The 24627-nt window shown below is 42.6% G+C and carries 22 protein-coding genes; 15 read left to right on the forward strand and 7 right to left on the reverse strand.

Going from position 1 to position 24627, the window contains the following annotated elements; genetic code table 11:
• The first annotated feature begins 200 nt into the window (after nucleotides 1-200).
• The 4 genes from LOSG293_RS07030 (at nucleotide 201) to map (ending at nucleotide 2284) form a co-directional block, all read left to right on the forward strand.
• Nucleotides 201-662 (forward strand): zinc metalloprotease, encoded by a 462-nt coding sequence (locus LOSG293_RS07030; protein ID WP_160171711.1) that lies wholly within the window; start codon nucleotides 201-203, stop codon nucleotides 660-662.
• 41 nt (nucleotides 663-703) lie between these two features.
• Nucleotides 704-862 carry a matrixin family metalloprotease gene (locus LOSG293_RS10330; RefSeq protein ID WP_160171712.1) on the forward strand — a complete coding sequence of 53 codons (159 nt, stop codon included), beginning with the start codon at nucleotides 704-706 and terminating at the stop codon, nucleotides 860-862.
• 128 nt (nucleotides 863-990) lie between these two features.
• Nucleotides 991-1470 carry a winged helix DNA-binding protein gene (locus tag LOSG293_RS07040; protein WP_152551118.1) on the forward strand — a complete coding sequence of 160 codons (480 nt, stop codon included), beginning with the start codon at nucleotides 991-993 and terminating at the stop codon, nucleotides 1468-1470.
• Between the two features lie 28 nt (nucleotides 1471-1498).
• The gene (gene map, locus LOSG293_RS07045; RefSeq protein ID WP_034528580.1) at nucleotides 1499-2284 is read left to right on the forward strand and encodes a type I methionyl aminopeptidase; all 786 of its coding nucleotides are present in this window, start codon (nucleotides 1499-1501) and stop codon (nucleotides 2282-2284) included.
• A 24-nt stretch (nucleotides 2285-2308) separates the two neighbouring features.
• On the opposite strand, the gene LOSG293_RS07050 is transcribed toward map, so the two are convergent.
• The gene (locus LOSG293_RS07050) at nucleotides 2309-2719 is read right to left on the reverse strand and encodes a GtrA family protein (protein ID WP_034528582.1); all 411 of its coding nucleotides are present in this window, start codon (nucleotides 2717-2719) and stop codon (nucleotides 2309-2311) included.
• A 25-nt stretch (nucleotides 2720-2744) separates the two neighbouring features.
• Nucleotides 2745-3686, reverse strand: a complete 942-nt coding sequence (locus tag LOSG293_RS07055) for a glycosyltransferase family 2 protein (protein ID WP_081919927.1) — start codon at nucleotides 3684-3686, stop codon at nucleotides 2745-2747.
• Nucleotides 3687-3874: 188 nt separating this feature from the next.
• On the opposite strand from LOSG293_RS07055, the gene wecB reads away from it, so the two are divergent.
• Both wecB and LOSG293_RS07065 read left to right on the forward strand, forming a co-directional pair.
• Entirely contained in the window at nucleotides 3875-4984 is a 1110-nt protein-coding gene (gene wecB, locus LOSG293_RS07060; RefSeq protein WP_034528588.1) for a non-hydrolyzing UDP-N-acetylglucosamine 2-epimerase, read from the forward strand.
• 15 nt (nucleotides 4985-4999) lie between these two features.
• Nucleotides 5000-5986 (forward strand): YihY/virulence factor BrkB family protein, encoded by a 987-nt coding sequence (locus LOSG293_RS07065; protein WP_034528591.1) that lies wholly within the window; start codon nucleotides 5000-5002, stop codon nucleotides 5984-5986.
• Here LOSG293_RS07065 and LOSG293_RS07070 read toward each other — a convergent pair.
• The gene (locus LOSG293_RS07070; RefSeq protein WP_034528595.1) at nucleotides 5983-6429 is read right to left on the reverse strand and encodes a flavodoxin; all 447 of its coding nucleotides are present in this window, start codon (nucleotides 6427-6429) and stop codon (nucleotides 5983-5985) included. The genes LOSG293_RS07065 and LOSG293_RS07070 overlap by 4 nt on opposite strands.
• 95 nt (nucleotides 6430-6524) lie before the next feature.
• On the opposite strand from LOSG293_RS07070, the gene recX reads away from it, so the two are divergent.
• The 6 genes from recX (at nucleotide 6525) to LOSG293_RS07100 (ending at nucleotide 12765) form a co-directional block, all read left to right on the forward strand.
• Nucleotides 6525-7328 (forward strand): recombination regulator RecX, encoded by an 804-nt coding sequence (recX, locus tag LOSG293_RS07075; protein WP_034528598.1) that lies wholly within the window; start codon nucleotides 6525-6527, stop codon nucleotides 7326-7328.
• Nucleotides 7329-7418: 90 nt separating this feature from the next.
• Nucleotides 7419-7967, forward strand: coding sequence for a nucleoside tri-diphosphate phosphatase (gene ntdP, locus LOSG293_RS07080; RefSeq protein ID WP_034528599.1), 549 nt, complete (start codon nucleotides 7419-7421; stop codon nucleotides 7965-7967).
• Nucleotides 7968-8131: 164 nt separating this feature from the next.
• Complete coding sequence (locus LOSG293_RS07085) at nucleotides 8132-9259, forward strand: AI-2E family transporter (RefSeq protein WP_034528601.1); 1128 nt, start codon at nucleotides 8132-8134, stop codon at nucleotides 9257-9259.
• A gap of 123 nt (nucleotides 9260-9382) precedes the next feature.
• Nucleotides 9383-9793, forward strand: coding sequence for a glycerol-3-phosphate cytidylyltransferase (gene tagD, locus LOSG293_RS07090; RefSeq protein ID WP_034528604.1), 411 nt, complete (start codon nucleotides 9383-9385; stop codon nucleotides 9791-9793).
• Nucleotides 9794-9863: 70 nt separating this feature from the next.
• Nucleotides 9864-10727, forward strand: a complete 864-nt coding sequence (locus LOSG293_RS07095) for a hypothetical protein (protein WP_034528605.1) — start codon at nucleotides 9864-9866, stop codon at nucleotides 10725-10727.
• Nucleotides 10728-10740: 13 nt separating this feature from the next.
• Nucleotides 10741-12765, forward strand: coding sequence for a CDP-glycerol glycerophosphotransferase family protein (locus tag LOSG293_RS07100; RefSeq protein ID WP_034528607.1), 2025 nt, complete (start codon nucleotides 10741-10743; stop codon nucleotides 12763-12765).
• 39 nt (nucleotides 12766-12804) lie between these two features.
• Here LOSG293_RS07100 and LOSG293_RS07105 read toward each other — a convergent pair whose 3' ends face one another.
• Complete coding sequence (locus LOSG293_RS07105; RefSeq protein WP_034528609.1) at nucleotides 12805-13146, reverse strand: hypothetical protein; 342 nt, start codon at nucleotides 13144-13146, stop codon at nucleotides 12805-12807.
• A 288-nt stretch (nucleotides 13147-13434) separates the two neighbouring features.
• Here LOSG293_RS07105 and LOSG293_RS07110 point away from each other — a divergent pair, with 288 nt between their 5' ends.
• Nucleotides 13435-15021 carry a peptide chain release factor 3 gene (locus LOSG293_RS07110; RefSeq protein WP_034528615.1) on the forward strand — a complete coding sequence of 529 codons (1587 nt, stop codon included), beginning with the start codon at nucleotides 13435-13437 and terminating at the stop codon, nucleotides 15019-15021.
• 51 nt (nucleotides 15022-15072) lie between these two features.
• On the opposite strand, the gene LOSG293_RS07115 is transcribed toward LOSG293_RS07110, so the two are convergent.
• Entirely contained in the window at nucleotides 15073-16428 is a 1356-nt protein-coding gene (locus LOSG293_RS07115) for an FAD-dependent oxidoreductase (protein ID WP_034528618.1), read from the reverse strand.
• A 221-nt stretch (nucleotides 16429-16649) separates the two neighbouring features.
• On the opposite strand from LOSG293_RS07115, the gene LOSG293_RS07120 reads away from it, so the two are divergent.
• Nucleotides 16650-18077 (forward strand): C69 family dipeptidase, encoded by a 1428-nt coding sequence (locus tag LOSG293_RS07120; RefSeq protein ID WP_034528623.1) that lies wholly within the window; start codon nucleotides 16650-16652, stop codon nucleotides 18075-18077.
• 184 nt (nucleotides 18078-18261) lie between these two features.
• Nucleotides 18262-20922: a cation-translocating P-type ATPase gene (locus LOSG293_RS07125; protein ID WP_034528626.1), complete on the forward strand. Its 2661-nt coding sequence runs from the start codon at nucleotides 18262-18264 to the stop codon at nucleotides 20920-20922.
• A 35-nt stretch (nucleotides 20923-20957) separates the two neighbouring features.
• Here the strand turns inward: LOSG293_RS07125 and LOSG293_RS07130 are convergent, their stop codons facing one another.
• Nucleotides 20958-22034 carry a MucBP domain-containing protein gene (locus tag LOSG293_RS07130; protein WP_034528629.1) on the reverse strand — a complete coding sequence of 359 codons (1077 nt, stop codon included), beginning with the start codon at nucleotides 22032-22034 and terminating at the stop codon, nucleotides 20958-20960.
• 153 nt (nucleotides 22035-22187) lie between these two features.
• The gene (locus LOSG293_RS07135) at nucleotides 22188-24386 is read right to left on the reverse strand and encodes an ATP-dependent Clp protease ATP-binding subunit (RefSeq protein ID WP_034528633.1); all 2199 of its coding nucleotides are present in this window, start codon (nucleotides 24384-24386) and stop codon (nucleotides 22188-22190) included.
• Nucleotides 24387-24627 lie beyond the last annotated feature (241 nt).

The raw sequence follows: 24627 nt of genomic DNA on the forward strand, positions 1-24627 counted from the left end.
CTTTCTAATGATGCTTGTGGTGGGTGGATTTTAAGTATATGAGGCCATGGGCCTTTTTTTATGCAAAAAACCCTGTTAATAGAATATCACTTAAGATATCCATCAACAGGATTTAGTATAGAGCCAATTAATCTAGCTCCCGGTCGACGAGCCAATTATTATTGGCTTTTTTTATTCCATTTATTAGTTTTTTCGCATTAATGGCAACACCCGTGAAAGCAGCGGATAATGACGAAATTAACCAATATAGTAGCAATCCATTCGTCGTTAACCAGGTCCACGCAGCTAAAACGGTTAAGCTAGTTAGAGTTAACCCAGCAGCCCCTAAAAGCGTTCGTAACCTCAAGCTGAAAGTTTCGTCAGCAACGCCAATGCAAGTTAATCATGGCAGTCATTGGGCTAGCAGAACCATTACATACAAGTTTGACGGTGTTTCCGGCAAATATAAGTCGGCGTTCCAATACGCTATCAAACGTTGGAACCAGATGTACGTCATCAAATTCGTCAAATATACCGGGTCAGATGCGCCTGACATCTACCTACGTCAAAAATCATTGAAGGCACTTGGTGATTACAGTGCGGGTAAGTCAGTGGTTGGTTTGACTTACACGTCTTACTATAAGTCAGATGATACGTTACCAAGGGTGCCCGTAGTTATTTAATTACTGATAACATTAAGAAGTTCAAGTTAACCACGACGAGTTTGCGTAACACGGCGATTCATGAACTAGGTCACGCAGTGGGCATGCTGCATAATGCTAAGAAACCTTCAATTATGTATCCATTCGTTAGCAACCAACTCAATATCTCAAGTGGTGATGTTTCATCACTATACAAAACGTACAAAAATATTTCATACTAGAATTGCACATTAGAGGTGGCTACGGCCGCCTTTTTTCATTGTTAAATGGTGTCAAAGGAGACGATTACTACCCGGTTGTTGTCTTTTATGTTATGCTTTTCATTGGACTGTACGAAAGGGTGAGGTTAGTGGATAAATTTAAATACTTCCAACAAAATATTGAAAATCCGTTAATCGAAATTATTAACGTGCACTCACAGGATGATAATTTCAAACGACAATGGCTCGAGATCCACGTTCAAAATCATGATTTGCAGCATACCATCGCAAAACTGTCACAAATGAGCATGAAGGTGCTGAGAACTATCGGCCAACAAAAACAGATTAGTGAAGCTAGTTTAGTTGAATTGTTGGGCTATCCAGTTGGAGTGGTCAACAAGGCAATCAAATTGTTGATGCATGATGAACTTATCAATAAGTCGAATGTTGGTACTGATAAGCCAGAAATTCCGTATCAACTGACGGCGATTGGCCGACGAGTGGTTGAGGCCCAGAACCAGATTGAGGTTTTGGTCGATCGACAACATGCGGAAATGGTGGAGAAGTATTCCAAAGAGGAACTTGCCACAGTCGCTAGATTTTTACAGGATTTAAAACAGAATCATTAATTAATTTTTATTGAGAGAAGGAATCAGATTGATTACGTTAAAATCACCACGAGAAATCGAGGGGATGCGCCGTGCTGGTGCTGTGTTGGCCGGTATGCACGTTGCTTTAAGAGATATTATCAAACCAGGAATTACTGGCTGGGACATTGAAATGTTCAGTCGTAAGTGGATTAAGGATCATCATGCTGTGGCAGAAGAGATGGATTTTGAAGGCTACAAGTATGCGACTTGTGTCAGCATCAATGACGAAATTTGTCATGCCATTCCACGTAAGCACATCGTTTTAAAGGATGGGGACCTTGTTAAAGTCGACACGGTTATTAGTGTTGACGGCTACATGGCTGATTCTGCCTGGGCATTTGCTGTAGGTACGCCTAACGATGAAGTGAAAAAGTTGATGGCTGTAACAAAAAAAGCTCTCGACCTTGGTATTGAACAAGCTGTAGTTGGTAACCGAATTGGTGATATTGGTGCGGCAATCCAACACTATGTTGAAGATGAAAACGGTTATGGCGATGTTCGTGAATATGTTGGTCATGGTATTGGCCCAACGATGCACGAAGGACCTAACGTCCCTCATTATGGCATTGCAGGTCATGGCCTACGTTTGAAGGCAGGCATGACAATTACGATCGAACCCATGGTTAATGTGGGTGGTTGGGAAGCCGCTGATCCAGATGAGGAAGATGGCTGGACTGTTCGAACGCTTGATGGTAGTTTGAGTTGCCAATATGAGCATACATTGGTCATTACTGAAAATGGTCCTGAGATTTTAACTTCCCAGGATCCTGAATTCTTAGCTAAATATCTGTAAATAAAAATGATCTCCCGCGGGAGATCATTTTTTTGATTTGAAGATAAAATACTTTGAAAATAAGTAGTTTGAAGCAATCACCACGACTTGATCGATAATTTTGACCAGTAGGGCATTCCAGCCTAGCAGCGAAATACCGACCGTCATGATGGCTTGGTCAAGTACCAGTGAGGCAACTCGGAGGCCGAAAAACATATAGAATTCACGAAAAGCTTCGTGGAAAGTTTCATAGTGGGAATTGAAAACCCATAACTTATTCGTAATGTAGGCCACTAGGACAGAGGCAAACCAAGCGATGATATTTGCAATTTGGTAATTCATTACCAGGTCACAAAGGGCGAACACCACGGTGTTTACGACGGTTGTGACACCACCAAAGAAAACATAAGTGATTAAATCGTGGTACTTTTTAAATAATTCCAACGCTTTATTCATTAATTAACGCTCCAGTAATAAACGATTACTTTTGTTCTTGGATAATGTACTTAGGACGATGCTTCGTTTCCAGGTAGATTTTACTGATGTAGTTACCCAGAATTCCGAGGCTGAAGAGCTGAATGCCACCCAATAACAAGATAATTGAGACAAGGGAAGCCCAACCAGCGACGGAACCACCTACGATGAGTGCACGTAAAACTACAAAAATGAGACCAACGATTGAAATTAGGAAGGAAATGGCCCCCACCCAGGTTGCTAATTTCAAAGGGACATCGGAAAAATCGATGATTCCTTCGAGTGAGTACTCAAGTAGCTGCGCCATCGACCAGTGGGTTTCACCGGCTGCACGTGGCTGACTTTCGTACTTGATATAAGTTGTGTTGTATCCAACCCAAGCGAAAATGCCCTTAGAGAAACGGTTGTACTCAGGAAGTGCTAATACAGAGTCAACCATTTGGCGCGTCATCAATCGGTAGTCACGGGCATTAGGTTCGATTCGCACTTGTGACACCCAATTGATGACCCGGTAAAATGAACTAGAGAGGAAGGCCCGAATCTTACCTTGACCAACGCGATCGTGCTGAATGGTACCGACACAATCGTAGCCATCATTTTCAATCAGTTTGATCATTTTTGGCAATAACTCAGGAGGATCTTGAAGATCAACGTCCATAACGGTAATTAGCTCGCCGGTGGCTGCGTGAAGGCCGGCTGACAAAGCAGCCTCCTTCCCAAAATTGCGGGAAAAGGAAATGAAGTGAACAGTTTCGGGGGCTTTTTGTTGTAGGTCCCGAAGAATTTGTAAAGTGTTATCGGATGAGCCATCGTTAACGAACCAGTATTCTGGTTGGTGGTTCATGCCGTTTTCTCGCATATTAGTAAAAACTTTTTCAACCGTATCATGAAAGAGATTGATTGACTCCTCTTCGTTGTAACACGGAACAATGATACTTATGGTACTCATGTCGTAGGCTCCTTTGGGTCTAAATGGAAAGACTACTCTCATTCTATACAATGATTTCAATTTAATAAAGTAAAATAGAATTAAGTTTTGGCGTGAAGGTAGCGGAAACCCCGGCGGACAAATGGTATCAGCAGGGTGGGTCTGCTATAATTAGAACCATAATTAAAGGAACTAGGAGTTATTCACTCATGACTATTAAAGTAATGTCCGTTTTTGGAACTCGTCCGGAAGCTATTAAAATGGCCCCAATTGTTTTGGCACTGCAAAATGACCCAGAGCATTTTACACCAGTGACGGTGGTGACCGCGCAACACCGGGAAATGTTGGATCAAGTACTGGAAATCTTCAACATCGCGCCAGACTATGATTTGAATATCATGCAACCCAACCAGACGCTGAGCCAGATAACCAGTCGGGTTATGCTGAAACTGGATGAAATATTAGAAATCGAAAAACCAGATATTGTCTTAGTACATGGTGATACGACAACGACGTTTGCAGCTAGTATCAGTGCCTTTTACCACCAAACTAAAGTTGGGCATGTAGAGGCTGGTTTGCGAACCTGGGATAAGTATTCGCCTTATCCAGAGGAAATGAATCGCCAATTGACAGATGTACTTGCTGATCTTTATTTTGCACCAACGGAATTGAGCCGAGCTAATTTGCTTAAGGAGAATCATAACGAGCAAAACATCGTTGTTACGGGGAACACGGCTATTGATGCGCTAAATCAAACTGTTTCAACTGATTACGATCACCCCGTTTTAAATGAAATCGATGCAGGTAAACGAGTAATCTTACTTACGATGCACCGGCGTGAGAACCAGGGTGAACCAATGAAACGGGTGCTTAAAGCGATTCGTAAAGTGGTCGATGAAACGCCAGACGTTGAAGTTGTTTATCCGGTTCATTTGAGTCCAGCCGTTCAAAAAGTTGCCAAAGCTGAATTGGGCGACGATGCCCGCATTCATCTGATTGAGCCATTGGATGTTGTTGATTTTCACAATATGGCAGCGCGGAGCTACTTCATCATGACTGATTCAGGAGGCGTACAAGAAGAAGCCCCTTCATTAGGAAAACCCGTTCTGGTCTTAAGAGACGAGACGGAGCGGCCAGAAGGTGTTGAAGCCGGGACGCTGAAATTAGTAGGCACAGATCCTGATAAAGTTCGCGATGGAATGCTAACCTTATTAACTGATGAGAAAGCCTATCAGGAAATGGCGGAGGCCAAGAACCCATATGGGGATGGTCATGCTGCCGAACATATTTTAGCTGCTATCGAAAGCCGAATTCAATAATGACGAGGTACCGTTATGTGGAACAAGCTAAAAGAACTCATTAAGAATACTGCGAAGCATTTCCAAATGGCCAACGTTTCTGATTCGTCGGTCGTTTTGGCGTTTTATGCGTTACTCTCAATTTTGCCAATGTTACTGGTTATTGGGAGCATTCTTCCGTATTTTAATATTAGCGCTAACCATATCATGTCCTACGTTAAACCGGTTATGCCCCCGGCCGTCTATCAGACGCTTGAGCCAATTATTGATTCGTTCTTGAGTAGTGAAAGCAGTGGGGCGTTATCCATCGGAATTCTGGTGACGTTGTGGTCGGCTAGCCGAGCTATTGCGGCTTTTCAACGTACAGTTAACTTGGCTTATGGCATCAAGAAACCCAACGCAATTATCAATCGAATCGTTTCTTTTGTTTGGACCTTGTTGCTGGTGGTCTTTTTGTTTTCAATCATGATTTTCTTCAGTTTTGGACAGTTAGCACTGGAAGGGCTTCGAAAATTCATTGAAATTCCTGATGTGATCACGGCTACTTTTGCGAACATTAAATGGCCGTTGACCCTAATTGGGGTCTTTGTATTGACCTTACTTTTGTATTATTTTGTGCCAACTGCCAAGCTTAAATGGCGTTACGTTTGGCCAGGAGCAATCCTAACAACGGTCGGCTGGTTACTATTGTCGCAACTGTTTACCATTTACCTTCGCTACTTTGCGAGTGGTATCACTGGATATAAAACGATTGGAACTTTCATCATTTTAATGTTCTGGTTAAACTACCTTGGTGAGATTTTACTTGTTGGGGCCGTTTTAAATTCGGCGGTCCAGGAGTTGATGCAAGGCGATATTGAGGAACAGGACTACATTGCCAAATTCATTAATCAGACGCGCACACGAACTGTAAACTTCCGTAATAATCGCCGAAAGCAGGCACCAGTTCCCACAAAAAAGAAGCCCGTTCAACCTAAACAGGTTAAACGAACTCCAATTACAAAGCCACAAAAGCGGCTTTAGCTAATTTTCGCGACCAGGGCACTTGTAAATTTATCAAGGGCATCAATGTCTTCTTCATCTGGTTCCAGATTGATTTTGACGCTTTCAGTGCCTTTAGTTGCGTGAGCCTTTTCAAAAGCCTCAGAAAATCTATCTACGGCAACGTTATAATCGTCTTCGTAAAAGACATCACCAGATCCAGCAACGCCGAATACCTTGCCTGTCAAATCAAGTTCCTGAAGGTCTTCATAAAAATCAAGTCCTTCTTCGGGCAGGGCACCTTCATCATAGGTGTAAGGGACGACGACACAAATGTCGACATCATTAAAGACTGAGACATCCGTTTGAGAAATTTCAGTCTCGGTCACGTCAACGCCGAGGTCTTCAAATTGTTCGGTAATAATGTCAGCGACATCCTCATTATTACCAGTGATTGTTGCATATACTACATGTGCAGTTGCCATTATTGTCATCCTCGTTCTATTAGTTTCTACTGCAAGCAGTATAGCAAAATTTTGATTAATTGTGAATTTGTGGGTTTCAGTTACGGAGGAAAAAATTGGTAAAAAAGATTTCGAAAATTGAAGCACAAAAGCGGCAAGGCAGGTACAACGTTTATATCGATGATCAGTACGCATTTCCAATTAGTGAGGCCGTTATGATTAAATTCCGGGTCTTTAAGGGAATGGAACTAACTAATGACCAGATTGCTGAATTAACGGCGGCTGATGAGGTTTCAAAAGCGTACAGTCGCGCCTTGGATTACATTGCGCCACAATTACGTTCCGAAAAGGAAGTTAGCGATAAGTTACTCTCAATTGATATTTCACCTGAAGTAATCGAACAAGTTTTAAAACAACTCCGAGCTAACAATTATGTAGACGATCGGAACTATGCCATTAGTTATGTGCATACACAGTCCCTTTTGGCGGCTAAGGGGCCCAGGAGTATGCTCACTCATTTGCGTCAAAAGGGCATTGGGGAAGCAGATATCGAAGCAGGATTGCTAGAATACCCAGAGGAGCAACAGATTGAAAATGCTTTAAAACTTGGGAAGAAATTAGCAAAACGCTATGATCGCCAGCCTTTAGTGATGATTAAGCAAAAAGTTCGGCAGGGACTTATGACCAATGGCTTTGGTGGGGATGTTATCAATCGAGTAATGGCTGAACTGACCATTGAGCCTGATGAAGAAAAAGAAACAGAATTGCTCAAGAAACAAGCTGCCAAAAGTTGGCGCCACTATCGCGCCGAATCGCCTAGGTCGCGAGTGATGAAGACCAAACAAGCCTTGTTTCGTAAAGGCTTTTCGATGGATGCCATTAATGTTGAAATTGAGTCGCTAATGTCAGAAGAAGAATAGGAAAAAGATTTCGCAAGTTCACATGAATTCTGATATAATGTCTAAGAATTGTGAATTACCCGCTATAACGCAGAAAGCAGGGTTAATATTATGGCGCGCGAAGTTAACGGACCTAGAGAAGGCGACTTCATAACCATAAAAAGTTATAAGCACGATGGCAGCTTACACCGTACTTGGCGCGATACAATGGTACTCAAAACAAGTGAAAATTCCATCATTGGTGTTAACGATCATACGTTGGTTACCGAAGATGATGGGCGACGCTGGGTAACTAGAGAACCTGCTGTTGTCTATTTTCACAAGCACTACTGGTTTAATGTTATTGCGATGATTCGCGATAATGGTATTTCGTATTACTGTAATCTTGCTTCGCCGTTCGTTTTAGATAAGGAAGCCTTGAAATACATTGATTACGATTTGGATGTTAAGGTGTTTCCAGATGGCGAAAAACGATTATTGGATGCTGACGAGTATGAAGATTTTAGCCAGCGTTGGAATTACGGACCCGAGATTGATCGAATCTTGAAGGGCAACGTTTTGACCTTGGTCGATTGGATTAATAATAAAAAGGGACCGTTTTCGGAAGAATACGTAAACCTTTGGTACAAACGGTATCAGGAACTAGCCCAACACAAGTAAGCTGTGTGCCTATGGCCGTCTTCTTGGTCGATAAATAGCAAAAAGGAGCTGTGACGTTTTAGACGTTGCGGCTCCTTTTTGAGTTTAAAGCATTGATGAAAACTAGGTTTATGTAATTGACTATTGTATAATGTGGCTAATAGTTTTTCGGGAGGAGAAGGCGAATGTTTACTCGATTAAAGAATTCATCCTTAATGTTTTGGTCACTTGAACTACTAATTGTTGTGGCTTTAATTTGGATTTGTACCAAGATTAGCTTTCTATTTACGCCGATTGGAATCTTTTTGCAGGTGGTTTTTATTCCAGTTCTGCTCGCAGGCGCACTATACTACTTGCTCAATCCAGTCGTGAAGTTGTTAGAAAAAGTGAAGATTCGCGGAAAGGCCATTAATCATACTTGGTCGGTCCTGATTGTCTTTATCCTGCTGTTGGCGTTGCTAGCACTAGGGCTCGTTTGGTTGCTACCACGACTAATTCAGCAGGTGGCCAATATGATTTCGAACATTCCGGCATTGGCGAATACGACACAGGATTTTGTCCAGAAATTAGCGAATTATTCATGGTTTAAAAATATTGATTTCACTCAATATACGGATCAGATTGAAAAAGGCGCATCCACTTACGCAAGTAGCTTTCTGAATCGTTTAACGACCAGTCTGGGAACCATCATTAGTACGATTACCAGCTTTGCAGTGGTGGCCATCACGGTACCAGTGATGCTCTTTTACATGTTGAAGGATGGACACAAGTTTTTACCAACGATTAAAAAGATGCTACCAAAGCATCAAGCGGATCAAACGATTAGTGTGCTAGAGCAGATGAGTAATACCATCTCCAAGTACATTGGTGGTCAAATGATTGAATGCTTATTCGTTGGGACCTTTACGGCAATTGGGTACGTTCTAATTGGTCAAAAATATGCCTTACTCCTCGGTGTTTTTGCTGGGGCTTGCAATATTATTCCTTATGTTGGTCCTTATATTGGCATCTTACCGGCACTCATCGTGGCTTTTGGCGACAACATGCTTCAATTGGTGTACGTCATCATCGTGGTCTTAGTTGTTCAACAAGTTGATGGTAACGTTGTGTATCCAAACATTATCGGAAAGACGCTTCAGATTCATCCATTAACGATTATTATCATTTTATTGGCGGCGGGAAATATCGCTGGTTTGATGGGGATGATCTTGGCGATTCCGTTATATGCAGTTGTGAAGGTCATTGTTCAGAATATTTATCACATTGCGATGATTCGCTCTGAAGAAAGTCATGCACAAGAAAATTCTAAATAAATCTAGTGTTTTGCTAATTTATATTGACCTTGTGCCCAATTATGCTAGTATTTATGGTGTTGTGATAAACGTATCGAGGTCATGATATAATAAAAAGTATCAATTCATTTAGTAGGAGATATTATGAAAAAAGTAATTACTTACGGCACTTTTGATTTATTACATAAGGGCCACATTAGATTGCTTAAGCGGGCCAAAGAGCTTGGTGATCACTTAACTGTTTGTGTTTCATCAGATGAATTTAACGCCGAAAAAGGGAAGCGGGCTTATACGTCATACGAAGACCGTAAGTACATTCTTGAGGCCATTCGTTACGTTGATGAAGTCATCCCTGAAACAACTTGGGATCAAAAAATCAAAGACGTTCAGAAGTACGACATTGACACCTTTGTCATGGGTGATGACTGGAAGGGCAAGTTTGACTTCCTTGAAGAGTACTGTGAAGTCGTTTACCTCCCTCGGACAGCGGGCGTCTCAACCACTAAGATCAAGAAGGACTTGGGTCTAAGTGATAAGGAAGACTGGAAAGCATAAAACTGAATGAACCTAAAATATCCCCAGTTTAGGCTAGGGATATTTTATTATTTTCTTGCGGAGGCAAATTATGAATCAAGCTGTATTTTTAGTGACAACCTTAAACGGTGTCCAAAAATCTCGATTGACCAGAAGAATTAAACAAATGATGGACGATGGCATGCAAGTTAAGGTGATTCTTGGCCTCGTGAATCTTTATGAGACAAGAAAGGCACGTCTCTTGTTTAGCCAAACTATGAGTGCAAAACGTTTGGCACAGATTGACGTATTAGACTTAAGTGAGATTTTTGCGACGAAGCCGGGTATTCCGCTTCAATCAGATGAACAATTGAAAATTGATGAATCCCTAAGTGAGTTTGAATTTAAGCTTGAAGACGGTGTGAAAGCCACTCGGTATGTCAAAGCTGGTGATATTAAGGCGGAAAAGATTATTGATGCTGAAGATGGTCATTTGATTCGTCTGACACAATTTAATGAAAAGCACCAACCACGTCGAAGTGCCAACTACAATGATAACGGTGATTTAATCAGTTTGAGTTATTTTGATGATGGTCAATTGAAGGAAAGTCAGCTCATCAATGCTAAGGGCGAATCTGTCTTTCAGTTTATTGATCAAGGTCGAGAGGTCAAGTTGACTTTTAGTTTAGGCAAGAGTTCCGTCATTAAGTTACCGACCGCAGTTCGACTTTCAAAAGCGGACGTCGAAGCCGATAATGCGAGCGAGCCAATGGATACGATTTATCAATTTGATCAAGAGTTGCAAGATTTCCAGGTGTTAGATAATGAAACGTTTAATCAATTCAAGAATGTTTTCCAATTCTATGCGGCAGTTTTACAGCTTTTTGATGCTAATGAAACGAGTTATTTTATCGATATGGATGATAACATTACTCTTTCTGCGTACTTACCAGACCAGTTGATTTTTAATTACTAAGGAGTCGTTAATTGTGCGAGCAATACTTTCAGATTTAAAACAATTAAAACAAAAACAAGAGCTCGAATTTGAGTTAATTGATGTTCCCAATCCTCTTGAACAATTAACGGTACATTTCTTTGAGAAGAGTAGTTTGGCGTCAATCAACGTTCCAGTTGCCAATATGGATCATGATGATCAATTCCACATCCGGGTGAATCCAGCAAGTTTCCAATTTAATCGAAATGGTCAGAGCGAATTTGCTTGGCAAATTTATCTCAGTTTTATTAATGCTGATAACCAATATATGATTCAGGTGGAAAGTGAATTTCTAAGTGACCGCCACCAGCTTTCTTTGACGAGTTATGTTCAGGCGAGTGCGGACAGTATGGGGATGGCAATTCTAAGCGTTCATACACACCAATCTGACGTAGCCTTTACTGCAACGGCGGTTAACGTGACGGAAGATTCACTTCAAATTAATGGTCACAGTATCATCGATGGCCATAAGCTTAGCGACATGAAGGTGCTTTTGAAAAATACGGCCTCGGATAGTCAGATGGAGTATCCGGTTGGTAAGGGGAGTCTAAAGGGATTATTTACGGCTGAAGTGCCACTAAAGGATATTCCGGCTGATTCTGAACAGGCTATCTTTATTCAATATACGTATGCAGATCAACCCATTGAGCAGCGCATTGTGCTGGCGAAGTCATTGGCTGGTCAAAATACCGAAGGCCAAGTTTCAAAAGAACAGGTTATCATGATTGATAAGAGCTTTGATAACGGTTTGCTGATTCGCAGTTATCCCGCACCAACCTTTGGTGAAAAGGTAGCAACCTTACCAGGGAAGGCGTCAGATGGGTTACAAATGGGTCAGGAGTTCATGAGTAAGTTGAATTTATTCAGACTTCGCCGATTGTTCAGACGAGGACATCAACCATTTGCACAAACTACCATCATTTTTGAAAGTTTCGGTGGTCGGCAAGTCAGTGATAGTCCTTACGCTATTTATAACCTATTTAAGGAACTTTATCCTGGTTTCAATTTAATTTGGTCAATCGACCGTGATCAAAAGAAGTTCTGCCGGGACAACGGAATCCAATATGTGATTCGCCGTACTTCAAAGTGGGTTCGAACCCTGGAAAAGGCGCAGTTCTGGATTAGTAACGCGCGATTCCCATCATGGGTCCGTAAGCCTAATTATCTGACTTATATCCAAACTTGGCACGGAACGCCATTGAAAAAATTGGGCTTAGATATTGAAAACGTCTCAATGCCAGGAACCACGACGGCTAAGTATCATGTTAATTTCGTGAAAGAAGCCAACCGTTGGGATGCGTTGGTTTCACCAAATGATTATTCCACCCGAATTTTCCGTTCAGCATTTGGCTATAACAATAAGATTTTGAAGGTTGGATATCCACGAAACGACAAACTGATTAATTCATCGGCTGATGACATCACAGCATTGAAAGCTGAGTTGGGAATTCCAGCGGATAAAAAAGTGGTTATGTACGCGCCAACCTACCGGGATAATCAATTTGCCGCAAAGGGAAAGTATACCTTTGAGTTACCATTTAGTTTGGCTGATTTTAAGAAGCAATTTGGTGAAGATACTGTTTTAATCTTACGGATGCACTATTTGATTTCAAACGCATTGGATATCAGCGATTACAGTGATTTTGTTTACGATTTCTCTAGTCATCCTGACATTTCTGATCTTTACTTGGTATCGGATATGTTGATTACCGACTACTCGTCCGTCTTCTTTGATTATGCTTATCTGAAGCGGCCAATTCTGTTCTACCCTTACGATTATCATTTGTACAAGGATGAACTACGTGGCTTCTATTTGGATTATGAGCGCGAGTTACCAGGAAAGATTGCCCAAGATGAGTCAGACTTGTTGGCGGGAATCCAAGATGGATTACAAGCCGGCGATATGGCTGAAAATGAAAAGTTCATGAAGTTCTACCGTCGCTTCTGTGCGATTAACGATGGGTTGAGTTCACTGAAGGTTGTGAATTACGTCGTTCATCAAATTGAACATAATGGCTAAGAATAAAAAGGAGGCTCTCGCTGAGAGCCTCCTTTTTACTTAGAGATGAGCATTTTGAATTAACTGGTTGGTTAGCTTAACTTGGTCATCCGGGTTATTTGTCAATCGGTGAGCTACCCCCCTTAAAAATGATTGATAGGCGTTGACCCGTTTTTGGGGCGATTGGGTTTTCTGGGCCTGTTTAGTTTTAGATTGTAAGCTTTGCGGTAATTTATCAGCTTTGGCCAGGTAAACCACGTTTTGACTTGCCCGACTACTGGAGCTGTTGACGGATTTTTGGATGTTAGTGGTATAACTAGCGAGCGTATAATAGTCGGCTTTTTTTATTGGAACGCCTGCATACGTTTTGAAAAAGGTGAGGCCAATAATGAGTGCAATCATGGTTATCAGTGTGCCGACTATTACGAATCCTAGAGGCCCGCTTAAGCGTTTGTTGGCCAGCTTTCTTAGAATCAGGCCGACTAAACCGACTGCTAAAAGTACGGCTCCTATGATAAAAATCGTTTTAATGATGAGAACTTGGGCGTTCGCTAAGATAATATCACTCCTTAAAAATTCATATAAACTGGTGTATCACAGCTGGCTAATTTATCAGCGGAAAAAGTCGAGTTTGTGGTACAATACAAGCATTGTGATTTACGAAATCGGAGCACCGAAAAGGAGACAAACATGAGTGACGTTAAACTTGAAGATGCAGTGAACTCGAGAAGAACGTTCGCAATCATTTCTCACCCGGATGCGGGTAAGACAACGATTACTGAACAACTTCTACTTTACGGAGGCGTCGTCCGCGAGGCTGGTACCGTTAAGGCCCGAAAGAGTGGCAACTTTGCCAAATCTGACTGGATGGAAATCGAACAAAAACGTGGGATTTCCGTTACCAGTTCTGTGATGCAATTTGACTACGAAGGCAAACGAATCAATATTTTGGATACCCCAGGACATGAGGATTTTTCTGAAGATACGTATCGGACTTTAATGGCAGTGGACTCTGCCGTCATGGTGATTGATGCGGCTAAGGGGATTGAACCCCAAACGAAAAAGCTTTTCCAAATTTGTAAGATGCGGGGAATTCCAATTTTTACCTTCATGAACAAGATGGATCGCGATAGCCGTGATCCTATGGAATTGATTGATGAGCTGGAAGATGTGTTGGGTATTGAAGCCTACCCAATGAACTGGCCAATCGGGATGGGTAAAGAACTCAAGGGACTTTACGACCGATATAACAACCAAGTAACGCTCTTCAAATCAGGCGCAGGTGCAAATGCCGATATGGAACACTTGCCTCTTGATGAAAATGGTGATTTAGCTGATGACGTTGACTTGAAGCAGGATTCTTGGTATCAAGACACGCGTGACAATATGGAATTGATTGCTGATGCCGGGAATACTTTTGATCAACAAAAAATCAAAGTAGGGGACCAGACCCCGGTGTTCTTCGGTTCTGCATTAGCTAACTTTGGTGTGAAAACCTTCCTTGAGATTTACCTGAAGTATGCGCCTAAACCAGCTGAACATAAGACAGAAAATGATGGGGCAGTTGAACCAACTGATCCTAACTTCTCAGGATTCGTATTCAAGATTCAAGCTAACATGAATCCGAACCATCGGGATCGAATTGCATTTGTAAGAATCTGTTCCGGTCAGTTTACTCATGGGATGGATGTAACATTGGAGCGAACGGAAAAGAAGATGCGACTTTCCAACGTAACTCAGTTTATGGCTGACACTCGCGAAAATGTTGATACTGCTGTGGCGGGAGACATCATCGGATTGTACGATACCGGTAATTATCAAATTGGTGATAGTATTTATACGGGTAAAAAAGCTGTGAAGTTTGAAAAGTTACCACAATTTACGCCTGAATTATTTGTACGGGTTACCGCTAAAAATGTTATGAAGCAAAAATCATTCCATAAAGGCATTCAGCAACTGGTCCAGGAAGGGGCTGTGCAACTTTACACGACCTACTCAACTGGCGATTATATTCTGGGTGCCGTTGGTCAACTTCAATTTGAAGTATTCCAATTCAGAATGCAAAATGAATATAACTCGGATGTTATTATGGAACCAATTGGTAAGAAGACTGCCCGTTGGATTGATCCAGAACAACTAGATGAAAAGATGTCGTCTAGTCGGAATATTTTGGTTAAGGATCGCAATGGTGATCCACTGTTCCTATTTGAAAATCAATTTGCTGAACGTTGGTTTAAGGATAAGTACCCTGATGTTAAATTATCTGAAAAACTATAAAAAAATCGAATCCGTTGGGATTCGATTTTTTTGTGACACTTATATTTTTAGCTATTTAGCTGCAACAGCGGCATCTGCTTGGGCAACGGCTGCCATGGCAACGGCATTGACGTAATTCAATGGTTGGTCATAGTTTGGTTGGAAAAGCATGTCGACCATTGACAGCTCATCGATGGTCATCTTGTTTTGAATAGCGAGTGAAATGAGGTTGGCTGATTGAGCACAATCGTACTCACTGTAGAATGAGGCACCTAAGACCACGCGAGTCTTTGGATCCCAGACTAAACGCATCAAAATTGGTGTTGTACTTAGCATGAATTCAGGACGGTAGTTTTGTTCGAGTGTTACTGCATCAACATCTATGCCACGAGCCTTAGCTGCACCAACGGTTAATCCGGATGATGCCATGGTCTTTCCGAAGAGGGCAACAGCTGAAGATGATTGAGTGCCCATGTATTTCATGGTTGGTTCAACGATGTTGTGACCAATGAGGATTCCTTGACGAACGGCATTCGTTGCCAATGGAATGTAATCATTCTTGCCAGTTGGGTTGTAGTGAACGACTGATGAATCACCAGCTGCAAAAATATCTGGGTTTGATGAACGCATGTATTCGTCAGTAATAATCGCACCGTTTTCCAACATATCAACTTTGCCCTTCATGAGTTCAGTACGAGGGCGGAAACCAGCTGAGAGAACAGCCATGTCAGCAGTGTAGCTACCTTTGGTTGTTGTAACGGTTACTTGATCACCATTGTCGGAGAACTTAGTCACCATTTCATTCATGGCTAACTTAACGCCGTTATTAGTGAAGTCCTTGGCGACGCGTTCAGAAATTTCTGGGTCGAAGTTCTTAGCTAAAACAGTATCTAAACCGTCAACTAGAGTAACTTCTTTATCAGTTACGGCAAATTGTTCTGCTAATTCGGCCCCGATGTAACCGGCACCGATGACAACTGCGGATTTAATATTAGGTGCAGCATCCTTAATCTTTTTAGCGTCGTTCCAGTTCTTGCAAAGGAAGACTTTGTCGTTATCAATGCCATCGATTGGTGGAATAACTGGGGCAGAACCTGTCGTAATGACAAGTTTGTCATAACTTTCTGTACTGGTTTCACCAGTTACAAGGTTCTTGACTTCAACTGTCTTAGCGTCAGTGTCAACGCTTAAAACGTCATGTTGCATCTTCATGTGTGCACCGAGTGAAGCCAAGGCTTCAGGTGATGAATAAAACATCTTATCAGGATCTGAAACATGGTCCCCAACCCAAAGTGCTATCCCACAAGATAAGAATGATAGATTATCATTCCGCTCGTAAACGGTCACGTCGAAGTCTGGATGTTCCGTTAAAATTTGTTGTGTTGCGAATGTACCTGCATGTGTACAACCAATAACAATAACTTTCATGGTAGGTCCTCCCCAATTTCTATACTTAATTTTGCTAATTATTTCACAAGAAACTGCAAAATAAATTGCTTACAATCTTATTTTAAACAATGCAGTTGAAATGTCAACACTTTCAATTCAAGGCGAAGGGTTATTAGACCGTTGTTTTTCGTGAGAAATTGAGTCATGGCCATCGAAAAAGGTGTAAAATAGTTCTATTAAATTGATAAGAGGTCCTGTACATGGAAAAGAAACATTTATCAGCCTGCACATCTGTTCTCGTTGGAAAGAAGGCATCGATTGATGGCTCGACAATGATCGCCAGAAACGATGACACTTTTTTGCCACTAACACCACAACGATTTTACGTTCATGAAGCGGTAACTGGTCGCCACGAAACCTTGGTATCCAATCAAAATGGCTTTACTGCTGAATTACCAGAAAGTGGCTACCGCTACATGGCCACTCCAAACGTAGACATCGAAAAAGACGGTGTCTATGACGAAAGCGGGTTTAACGAACGCAACGTGGCCATGAGTGCAACCGAAAGTGTTTATGGGAACCCCAAGGCACTGGCTTATGATCCATTAGTGGCTGATGGTCTCGCCGAAGATTCATTGCAAACAATGGTCCTACCATTTATTGACTCAGCTGCTGAAGGTGTTGAATACCTCGGCAATTTAATTGCTAAATATGGTTCACCAGAAGGAAACGGCGTGTTGTTTAGTGATAAGGACGAAGTTTGGTACATGGAAATTGTGACGGGCCACCACTGGGTCGCTCAGCGGATTCCCGATGATGCTTATGCCATCACTGCTAACCAAGTTGCCATTCAAGAAGTTGATTTCACAGATCCAATTAACTTCAAATTCTCAGAAGGCATTCAGAACTTTGTTGAAAGTCACCACCTCAATCCGGATCAAAGTGGTTGGAATTTCCGCCACATTTTTGGTACAAGCAACGAAAAGGATCGTCATTACAACACACCACGAGTTTGGTTTGGGCAGCGTTATTTGAACCCGGAGATTGAGCAAGTTCCTGATTCAAATGACCTTCCATTTATCTGCCACACTTCCAAGAAGATTAGTGTTGAGGATATTGAGTACATCCTCAGTTCCCACTATAACGAAACGGAGTATGATCCATTGGGCAATGGTCCTGAAGCATCGAAGACCAAGTTCCGACCTATCTCAATGAACCGGACACAAAACTCTCATGTCCTCCAAATTCGGAATGATGTGCCTGAAGAATTTTCAGCGATTATGTGGCTCAACTTCGGCGTTCCAGCATTTAGTCCATATGTGCCATTCTTTGCAAATGCTACTGATACGGACGAAAGCTATCATACAACGCCTAAGATTATGGATAATCATAGTGCGTACTGGACTTATCGCCGGCTTTCAATCGTGGTTGAATCTCATTATCAGCAGTTCATCGAATCGGATACTGATTTTGTTACAGCTGCAAAAGAGCGCTTTAGAGCGCACGTTGCTGCAGTAGATGCAGAAGCTAAACGACTATCTGGAGATGAGTTGACGGCTTATCTGACACAGCAAAACCATGAGATTGCGCATGAAATGAACGAAAAAACGAACACGTTTATTAACCAGTTATTGTCCGAAAGCTTAGCCCTTTCTAAGCTAACGTTCAATATGGATATTAACCTATAGACAAGCGTTGCGGTGCCAAGAATGGCGCCGTTTTTTTTGTCGTTACGATTAGTTTTATCTTAAACGTTCAATAACATATTTCTTGTCATTCGTTTTTATTTCCGCTAGACTATTAGTTAGATGGAGACACCCATTTTCAATTGGCGAGTATGTCATGATTCCCTAACAGAAAGGACTGTCAGAGATGAAACAGAACGATACCCAGCTACCCATAAAGGAGATGTTAGCAAAATACGAGACGGATTTGCAGACGGGGTTAAATACCACCGAGGTGACTCGGCGAAATTTAGCTGATGGTGACAATGCATTAAGTGAGGCGAAAAAGCCCAATCTGCTACAGCAAATCGGTAAACACATGGCGGATATTGCATCCCTTGTGCTGCTATTTGCCGTTATTCTTTCCGTGTATTTAGCGCTCACGACCGACGGCGGTTGGACGAAACCCATTGTCATCGGTAGCATCTTAGTTTTAAACGTTTTAATCGGCATGTATCAGGAGCATAGTGCCGAACAAGCATTAGCGGCGCTAAAAAAATTAAGCGTCCATGAAATTCAAGTGATTCGTGATTCGAAGAAACAGTTGATTGATGCTACTAATTTAGTGGTTGGCGATATTATTTTATTAGAACCAGGTAGCCAAGTGCCGGCGGATGCCAGATTAGCTACGGCTAGTAATCTGTCGGTCGATGAAGCAATTTTGACTGGTGAAAGTGTGCCGGTCAACAAGTCAGCTGAGCCACTGACAGTTGATCCTGAAGCTATTGGTGATCAGCAAAATATGGTATTCTCAGGAACAGCCGTTACGCAGGGAAATGCCACTGCGATTGTGACAGCTATCGGGATGAATACGGAACTTGGTAAAATTGCCGGCATGCTGAATAAGACCAAGAAACAACAAACACCACTTCAAAATCGGTTGAACCGGTTGGTCAGTACGCTTTCTGGCGTTGCAATTGCTGGCGGGGTAATTATTTTCCTGCTGGGTACGTTGATGCATGGTGATTCCTTAATTAGTAGTTTGATGATTGGAGTCTCACTAGCGGTGGCCGCGGTTCCCGAAACCTTGCCTATCATTGTGACCATTAGCTTAGCTCATGGTGTAAAAAAGATGGCGAAGCGAAATGCGATTATGCGTCGGGTGAGTGCCGTTGAAACAATCGGAAACGTGAACGTAATCGCGTCAGATAAAACTGGCACATTGACGCAAAATAAAATGTCCATCACTCGACTATGGGCAACTGATGGCGGAGTGGCAAGTGTTAAGCAAATTGCTAAATTAAGCGAACAGCAGTCAAAATTAGTGACTATGTTTGGCTTAGCCACTAATGCTGAGATTGAAGTTAATAAACAAGATGAAGAAATTGAAATGGGCGATTCAACTGAATTGGCAATTGTCAGATTGATGTACAAATTTGGCATGACCCGCGATAAGTTAGAAATTAATTATCCGCGACTTGCTGAGGATCCGTTTGATTCTAGTAAGAAAACAATGGCGACGCTCCATAAAATTGATGATCAAAAACAACTTTTGATTGTTAAGGGAGCTTTTGACCGTTTACCAATCAAGCGTGAAGGCGATATTTATGAACGAGCCAAAGAAGCTCACGATGAATTTGGTCGTGAGGCACTTCGAGTGCTAGCGGTGGGCTATAAGGTTATTGAGCAAGATAGCACTAAAAGTATTGAAGCCCTCCAAGATGAAGTAGAACTACTAGGCCTGGTTGGCATGATCGACCCACCTCGAGATGAAGTCGCAGCAGCGATTTCGGAGGCGCAAGGTGCCGGGATTCGAACTGTTATGATCACGGGTGACCACGTCGAAACGGCTAAGGCTATTGCCAAAAAGATTGGGATCCTTTGTCAGGGTGACTCGGTGCTGACTGGAGCGGAAATGAAGCAACTAGATGATGAACAGTTAGCAGGGCAAATTGCGGACACTTCCGTTTTTGCCCGAGTATCACCAGAAGATAAGATTCGAATTGTGAGTGCTTGGCAGAGTCAGGGTGCTGTGGTGGCCATGACTGGGGATGGCGTGAATGATGCGCCAGCGCTAAAGGCTGCGAACGTCGGGATTGCGATGGGAATTACCGGAACCGAAGTCTCAAAGGGCGCCGCTGACATGGTGTTGACTGATGATAACTTTGCGACGATTGTTGCCGCGGTGTCTGAAGGACGGACCGTTTATCAAAATATTCTGAAGGCGGTCGAATTCCTGATTGGGGTCAACTTTGCCCAACTATTCTTGATGATTTTCTCCGTTGCCATCGGTTGGGGCGCACCGCTAATTGCGGAGCAACTCCTGTTAATCAACGTTCTTGCTGACGGAATTCCAGGCTTCTACTTGAGTCGTGAACCGGGTGAAAGAGCAGTCATGAAGCAAAAACCAATTTCCAAGTGGTCCAGTATTTTTGCTAATGGACTCGGCCAACGAGTGGCGATTCGGGCGGTGACATTCACAATCCTGACACTTGGCATTTATGCCCTTGGACGATTTGGGCTAATGGATAACGTGCCTTCAATTGGGATGTCGATGCTCTTCTTAGTCTTAGCGCTGGGATCAATGATTGATATCTATGCGATTAAGACCCGCGAACCGCTTAGCTTGAGCAGCTTTAAATCGAATCGGGCCCTGAATATGGGCTTGGCACTGGCGGCACTGTTAGTACTAGCGGTTGCAATTGTGCCACCGCTTCAACAGCTTTTTGGACTGGTGACCTTACCAGCCGTGGCGTGGCCAATCGTAATCGTTGCCATGTTTGTACCAACAATTGTGCTGGAATTGAATAAGCAAATTGTGAATCGAATTCGACTAAATCGGTCGTATCAAGCGATTCAAGAAGATTAGACAAAAAGAGAGTCGAAAAATTTCGACTCTCTTTTTTAATTGACTTTGATGTAGGTTGCCAACAATACAGCGCCGGTATCTAGTTGATACCAGTGAAGCCCTTGATCATCTCGGAGAATGTGTGTGATATTGACTTTTTCACCGTCAGCCAGTTTACCAATTGATGCACCGTACGGCTGGTCGTAGGTCGTGACACTGCGTCCGGCCACAAAATCGATTTGTCCGGTTAAAGCCAATGGATTGCTATGGAATCGCATGCCAGCGTAAGTAAGTTCAGGTTTCATTGGATGTGTGTGGCTTGCAGTGTATTTAGCAGTTAACCACTCGGCACCGCCAATGTTATACCAAATGGTACCGTCTACCTTAGTGATTTGCTGAAAGACACGCCATACCGATTTAGCAGGTAAATTAATGGCCTGTTTTTGGCCATCCGGTTCATCAAAGGGCTGCAATGCTCGTTTGAGTTCAATGTAGAAGTTAACATTTTTAACGGTTTGCCAGGCCTCCTTGCGGTAAAAGGCAAAGATTGGGTGAACCTTGTCAGTAAACCTTCCTCGTGAACTTCCTTGGACACGGATTAAGTTATAGCCCTTTGCAACGGGAGGCACCATTTCAAATGATTCACCGATGCGCCCACTAATGATGGTGGGGTAAGCCAGAATTTCATTGGTATCGTAATCGATTTGATAGTAAATCACCGGTTGGCCAAATTGTCGCTCGAATTGAAGGGTCATAATGGCGTATTCGGCCGGGAAGTGCTGGGTATATCCGGAAATCGCGGATAAGGTATAAGAAGTGGTGGGTTGCACGTCGAAATTGATGACGTCGCCGAGTTGCCCCATAATCACCTGTGGTTCACGTAATGTACTTTGATTCTGGTCGAGGTACAAAATGACCATCATGGCATTTGGTTTAGTTGGTAGTGGTTGTTCGTTCACGCGTGCCACTGGTTGGACGGCTTGCGGTTGTTCAAGTTGTGGTGTTACCGGTTCTGATGCAGTTACCTTGCTTCGATTAACGGGGGCCTTACCACTTGCCTGATGACTGTGGCGAGGTCGGTAAGTTGGTCGTTTATTGGGTTTCGTAATCAATTGTTTGAGCCAACGCCACATGTGTCTTTTCCCTCCCGTACAAGAATTCAGTATCCATAGTATACCGCAATTAATTAGCACAAGGGAACCTTAGGATAGGGGGTGACACTAAATATTAAAAGAGTTGCAATTATCTCGAAAAAAAACGCCGGTCTCTGCCGGCGTTTCATAAACCTATTCTTCTGTTGCAGCTTCAATGACAATGTCACCGTTACTAATCTTAGCGTTCAGGTTGGTCACACCCGAATGATCAAGATAGTAGTCTGCAATTTTATCCTCAATCTGTTCCTGGATTACTCGACGCAATGGTCGGGCACCCATTGCTGGATCATAGCCTAATTCAACGAGCTTTTCTTCAACGGGAACCGTGACGTGGATGTTAATACCTTGTTGTTCAAGCATTTTGTTGACGTTCACAATCATCAAATCGACAATCTTCATCAAGTTTTCCTTGGTGAGGGAGTTGAATTCGATAATGTCATCAAATCGGTTTAAGAACTCTGGTTTGAAGTAGTTCGTCAAACGATCCAAAATCGAGTGAGTCGTCCCGGCCGCTGCTGCACCAAAACCAACGTTGGCTTCGCTATCACCAGAACCGGCATTCGACGTCATGATAATAATGGTATCTTTGAATGAAACCGTCCGCCCCTGAGAATCTGTCAGACGACCATCGTCCAAGATTTGGAGGAACATATGCATGACATCTGGATGCGCCTTTTCAACTTCGTCCAAGAGAACCAGACTATAAGGATGACGACGAACCTGTTCGGTTAATTGACCAGCTTCTTCGTAACCGACATAGCCAGGAGGTGAACCGATTAATTTGGAAATTGAATGTGGCTCCATGTACTCAGACATATCGAAACGAATCATAGAATCAGCAGAGCCGAACAATTCAATAGCAAGTTGTTTAGCCAGTTCTGTCTTACCAACTCCGGTGGGGCCGACGAAGAGGAAGGAACCAATTGGCCGTCCTGTTCCGTTTAAACCGATTCGGTTACGACGAATGGCTCGTGCAACTTTGTCGACGGCTTCGTTTTGGCCGATGACATGTGATTCAAGGTCAGATGACAAATCGCGTAATTGTTGTTGCTCCTTGGATTGAAGTTCACCAACTGGAATGTCAGTCTTTTCCTCAATAATCTTTTGCATGTCTTCTTCAGTCACCTGAGGAACACCTTCTGAGTCGCTAGCAGTTTGACTACCCTTGGCCTTTTCTAACTTAGAAATCTGGTCACGATAGTAGGCAGCTTTTTCATAGTCTTCTTGCTGAAGGGCAGCTTGCTTTTGATCTTCAGCATCCTTAATTTTTTGCTCAATATCTTTTGGATCGACGACGTTAATGGTTAAGTTCTTTTTCGAACCGGCCTCATCAAGCAAGTCAATTGCCTTGTCTGGTAAGAAGCGGTCTTGAACGTAACGGTCAGATAACTTAACAGCTGCTTCAATGGCACTGTCAGTATATTTAACGTGGTGGTAGTCTTCGTACTTCTTTTGGATGCCCTTGAGAATTTTGACTGCTTCTTCAGGGGATGGCTCGTCAACTGTGACGGGTTGAAGTCGTCTTGCCAGTGCTTGATCCTTTTCAATATCTCTGTATTCATTTAAAGTCGTTGCACCGACGAGTTGGAATTCGCCACGAGCAAGGGCAGGTTTCAAAACGTTACCGGCGTCCATACCGCCTTCAGCGTTACCAGCGCCCACAATTTCGTGAATTTCATCAATGAACAAAATGATATCAGGGTTGCTTTGAACTTCCTTCATCAGTTGTTGCATTCTTTGTTCAAATTGACCACGAATGCCGGTTCCCTGAACTAGAGAAACAACATCGAGTCGAACAATTTGTTTGTTAGTTAATTTTTGCGGTACAGCACCTTCGACGATTTTTTGAGCCAGGCCCTCGACAACTGCTGTTTTACCAACACCGGCTTCACCAATGAGAACCGGATTGTTTTTTGTCCGACGGTTTAATATTTCAATGACTCGGGCAATTTCCTTGTCACGACCAATTACGGGATCAATCTTTCCGTTTTTAGCGAGCTCCGTCATATTAATCCCAAACTGGCCGAGTAATGAGCCATTCCCATTTTGGTTGCCGTTGCCACGGCTAGCCTGAGTAGGGGGAACTTGTTGCTGAAAATCGCGCTGTCCAGCGGCCGGTTGTCCGCCTTGCATGGCGCGGAAAATATCATCTAGGTTACCGAAACCAAATGGATCTTGTGCCATTTGAGCACCTCCGTTTCCGTTGAGTCCTTGTTCGTTTTTAAGAAGCTGATAACAGTTCTGACATAGGTCAACTTGTTGTCGATGACCGTTCACATTCATAAAGAGGTGAATGGTCGCTTCACGTTCGTGACAGTTTTGACAGAGCATTATGAAGCTCCTTTCCTTTAAAATCTTCCTAATAGACTAGGAACAAATAGGTTGAAAATGTTTGACCTATTTTGACTTTCGAATCCATTATACCGTTTAATACGGATTGTGCAACTTTTAGAACTCAATTAAATCAGCTTATTAACTCGTAATTAAAAATTTAGCAGTTAATCCGTTCGACTGCTAAATCATGATTTAGTTTTACTGCAAATCAATAAAAAAATCAAATAATTAAGCTTTA

The sequence above is a fragment of the Secundilactobacillus oryzae JCM 18671 genome (genome assembly GCF_000740055.1).
Classification (GTDB): domain Bacteria; phylum Bacillota; class Bacilli; order Lactobacillales; family Lactobacillaceae; genus Secundilactobacillus; species Secundilactobacillus oryzae.

Coding starts and splice junctions, on each gene's coding strand:
- LOSG293_RS07125 (WP_034528626.1), top strand. CDS start 18,262: ATGAAACAGAACGATACCCAGCTACCCATAAAGGAGATGTTAGCAAAA.
- LOSG293_RS07085 (WP_034528601.1), top strand. CDS start 8,132: ATGTTTACTCGATTAAAGAATTCATCCTTAATGTTTTGGTCACTTGAA.
- tagD (WP_034528604.1), top strand. CDS start 9,383: ATGAAAAAAGTAATTACTTACGGCACTTTTGATTTATTACATAAGGGC.
- LOSG293_RS07050 (WP_034528582.1), bottom strand. CDS start 2,719: ATGAATAAAGCGTTGGAATTATTTAAAAAGTACCACGATTTAATCACT.
- LOSG293_RS07110 (WP_034528615.1), top strand. CDS start 13,435: ATGAGTGACGTTAAACTTGAAGATGCAGTGAACTCGAGAAGAACGTTC.
- LOSG293_RS07115 (WP_034528618.1), bottom strand. CDS start 16,428: ATGAAAGTTATTGTTATTGGTTGTACACATGCAGGTACATTCGCAACA.
- ntdP (WP_034528599.1), top strand. CDS start 7,419: ATGGCGCGCGAAGTTAACGGACCTAGAGAAGGCGACTTCATAACCATA.
- LOSG293_RS07105 (WP_034528609.1), bottom strand. CDS start 13,146: ATGATTGCACTCATTATTGGCCTCACCTTTTTCAAAACGTATGCAGGC.
- LOSG293_RS07095 (WP_034528605.1), top strand. CDS start 9,864: ATGAATCAAGCTGTATTTTTAGTGACAACCTTAAACGGTGTCCAAAAA.
- LOSG293_RS07120 (WP_034528623.1), top strand. CDS start 16,650: ATGGAAAAGAAACATTTATCAGCCTGCACATCTGTTCTCGTTGGAAAG.
- LOSG293_RS07030 (WP_160171711.1), top strand. CDS start 201: ATGGCAACACCCGTGAAAGCAGCGGATAATGACGAAATTAACCAATAT.
- LOSG293_RS07070 (WP_034528595.1), bottom strand. CDS start 6,429: ATGGCAACTGCACATGTAGTATATGCAACAATCACTGGTAATAATGAG.
- LOSG293_RS07055 (WP_081919927.1), bottom strand. CDS start 3,686: ATGAGTACCATAAGTATCATTGTTCCGTGTTACAACGAAGAGGAGTCA.
- wecB (WP_034528588.1), top strand. CDS start 3,875: ATGACTATTAAAGTAATGTCCGTTTTTGGAACTCGTCCGGAAGCTATT.
- LOSG293_RS07065 (WP_034528591.1), top strand. CDS start 5,000: ATGTGGAACAAGCTAAAAGAACTCATTAAGAATACTGCGAAGCATTTC.
- LOSG293_RS07130 (WP_034528629.1), bottom strand. CDS start 22,034: ATGTGGCGTTGGCTCAAACAATTGATTACGAAACCCAATAAACGACCA.
- LOSG293_RS07135 (WP_034528633.1), bottom strand. CDS start 24,386: ATGCTCTGTCAAAACTGTCACGAACGTGAAGCGACCATTCACCTCTTT.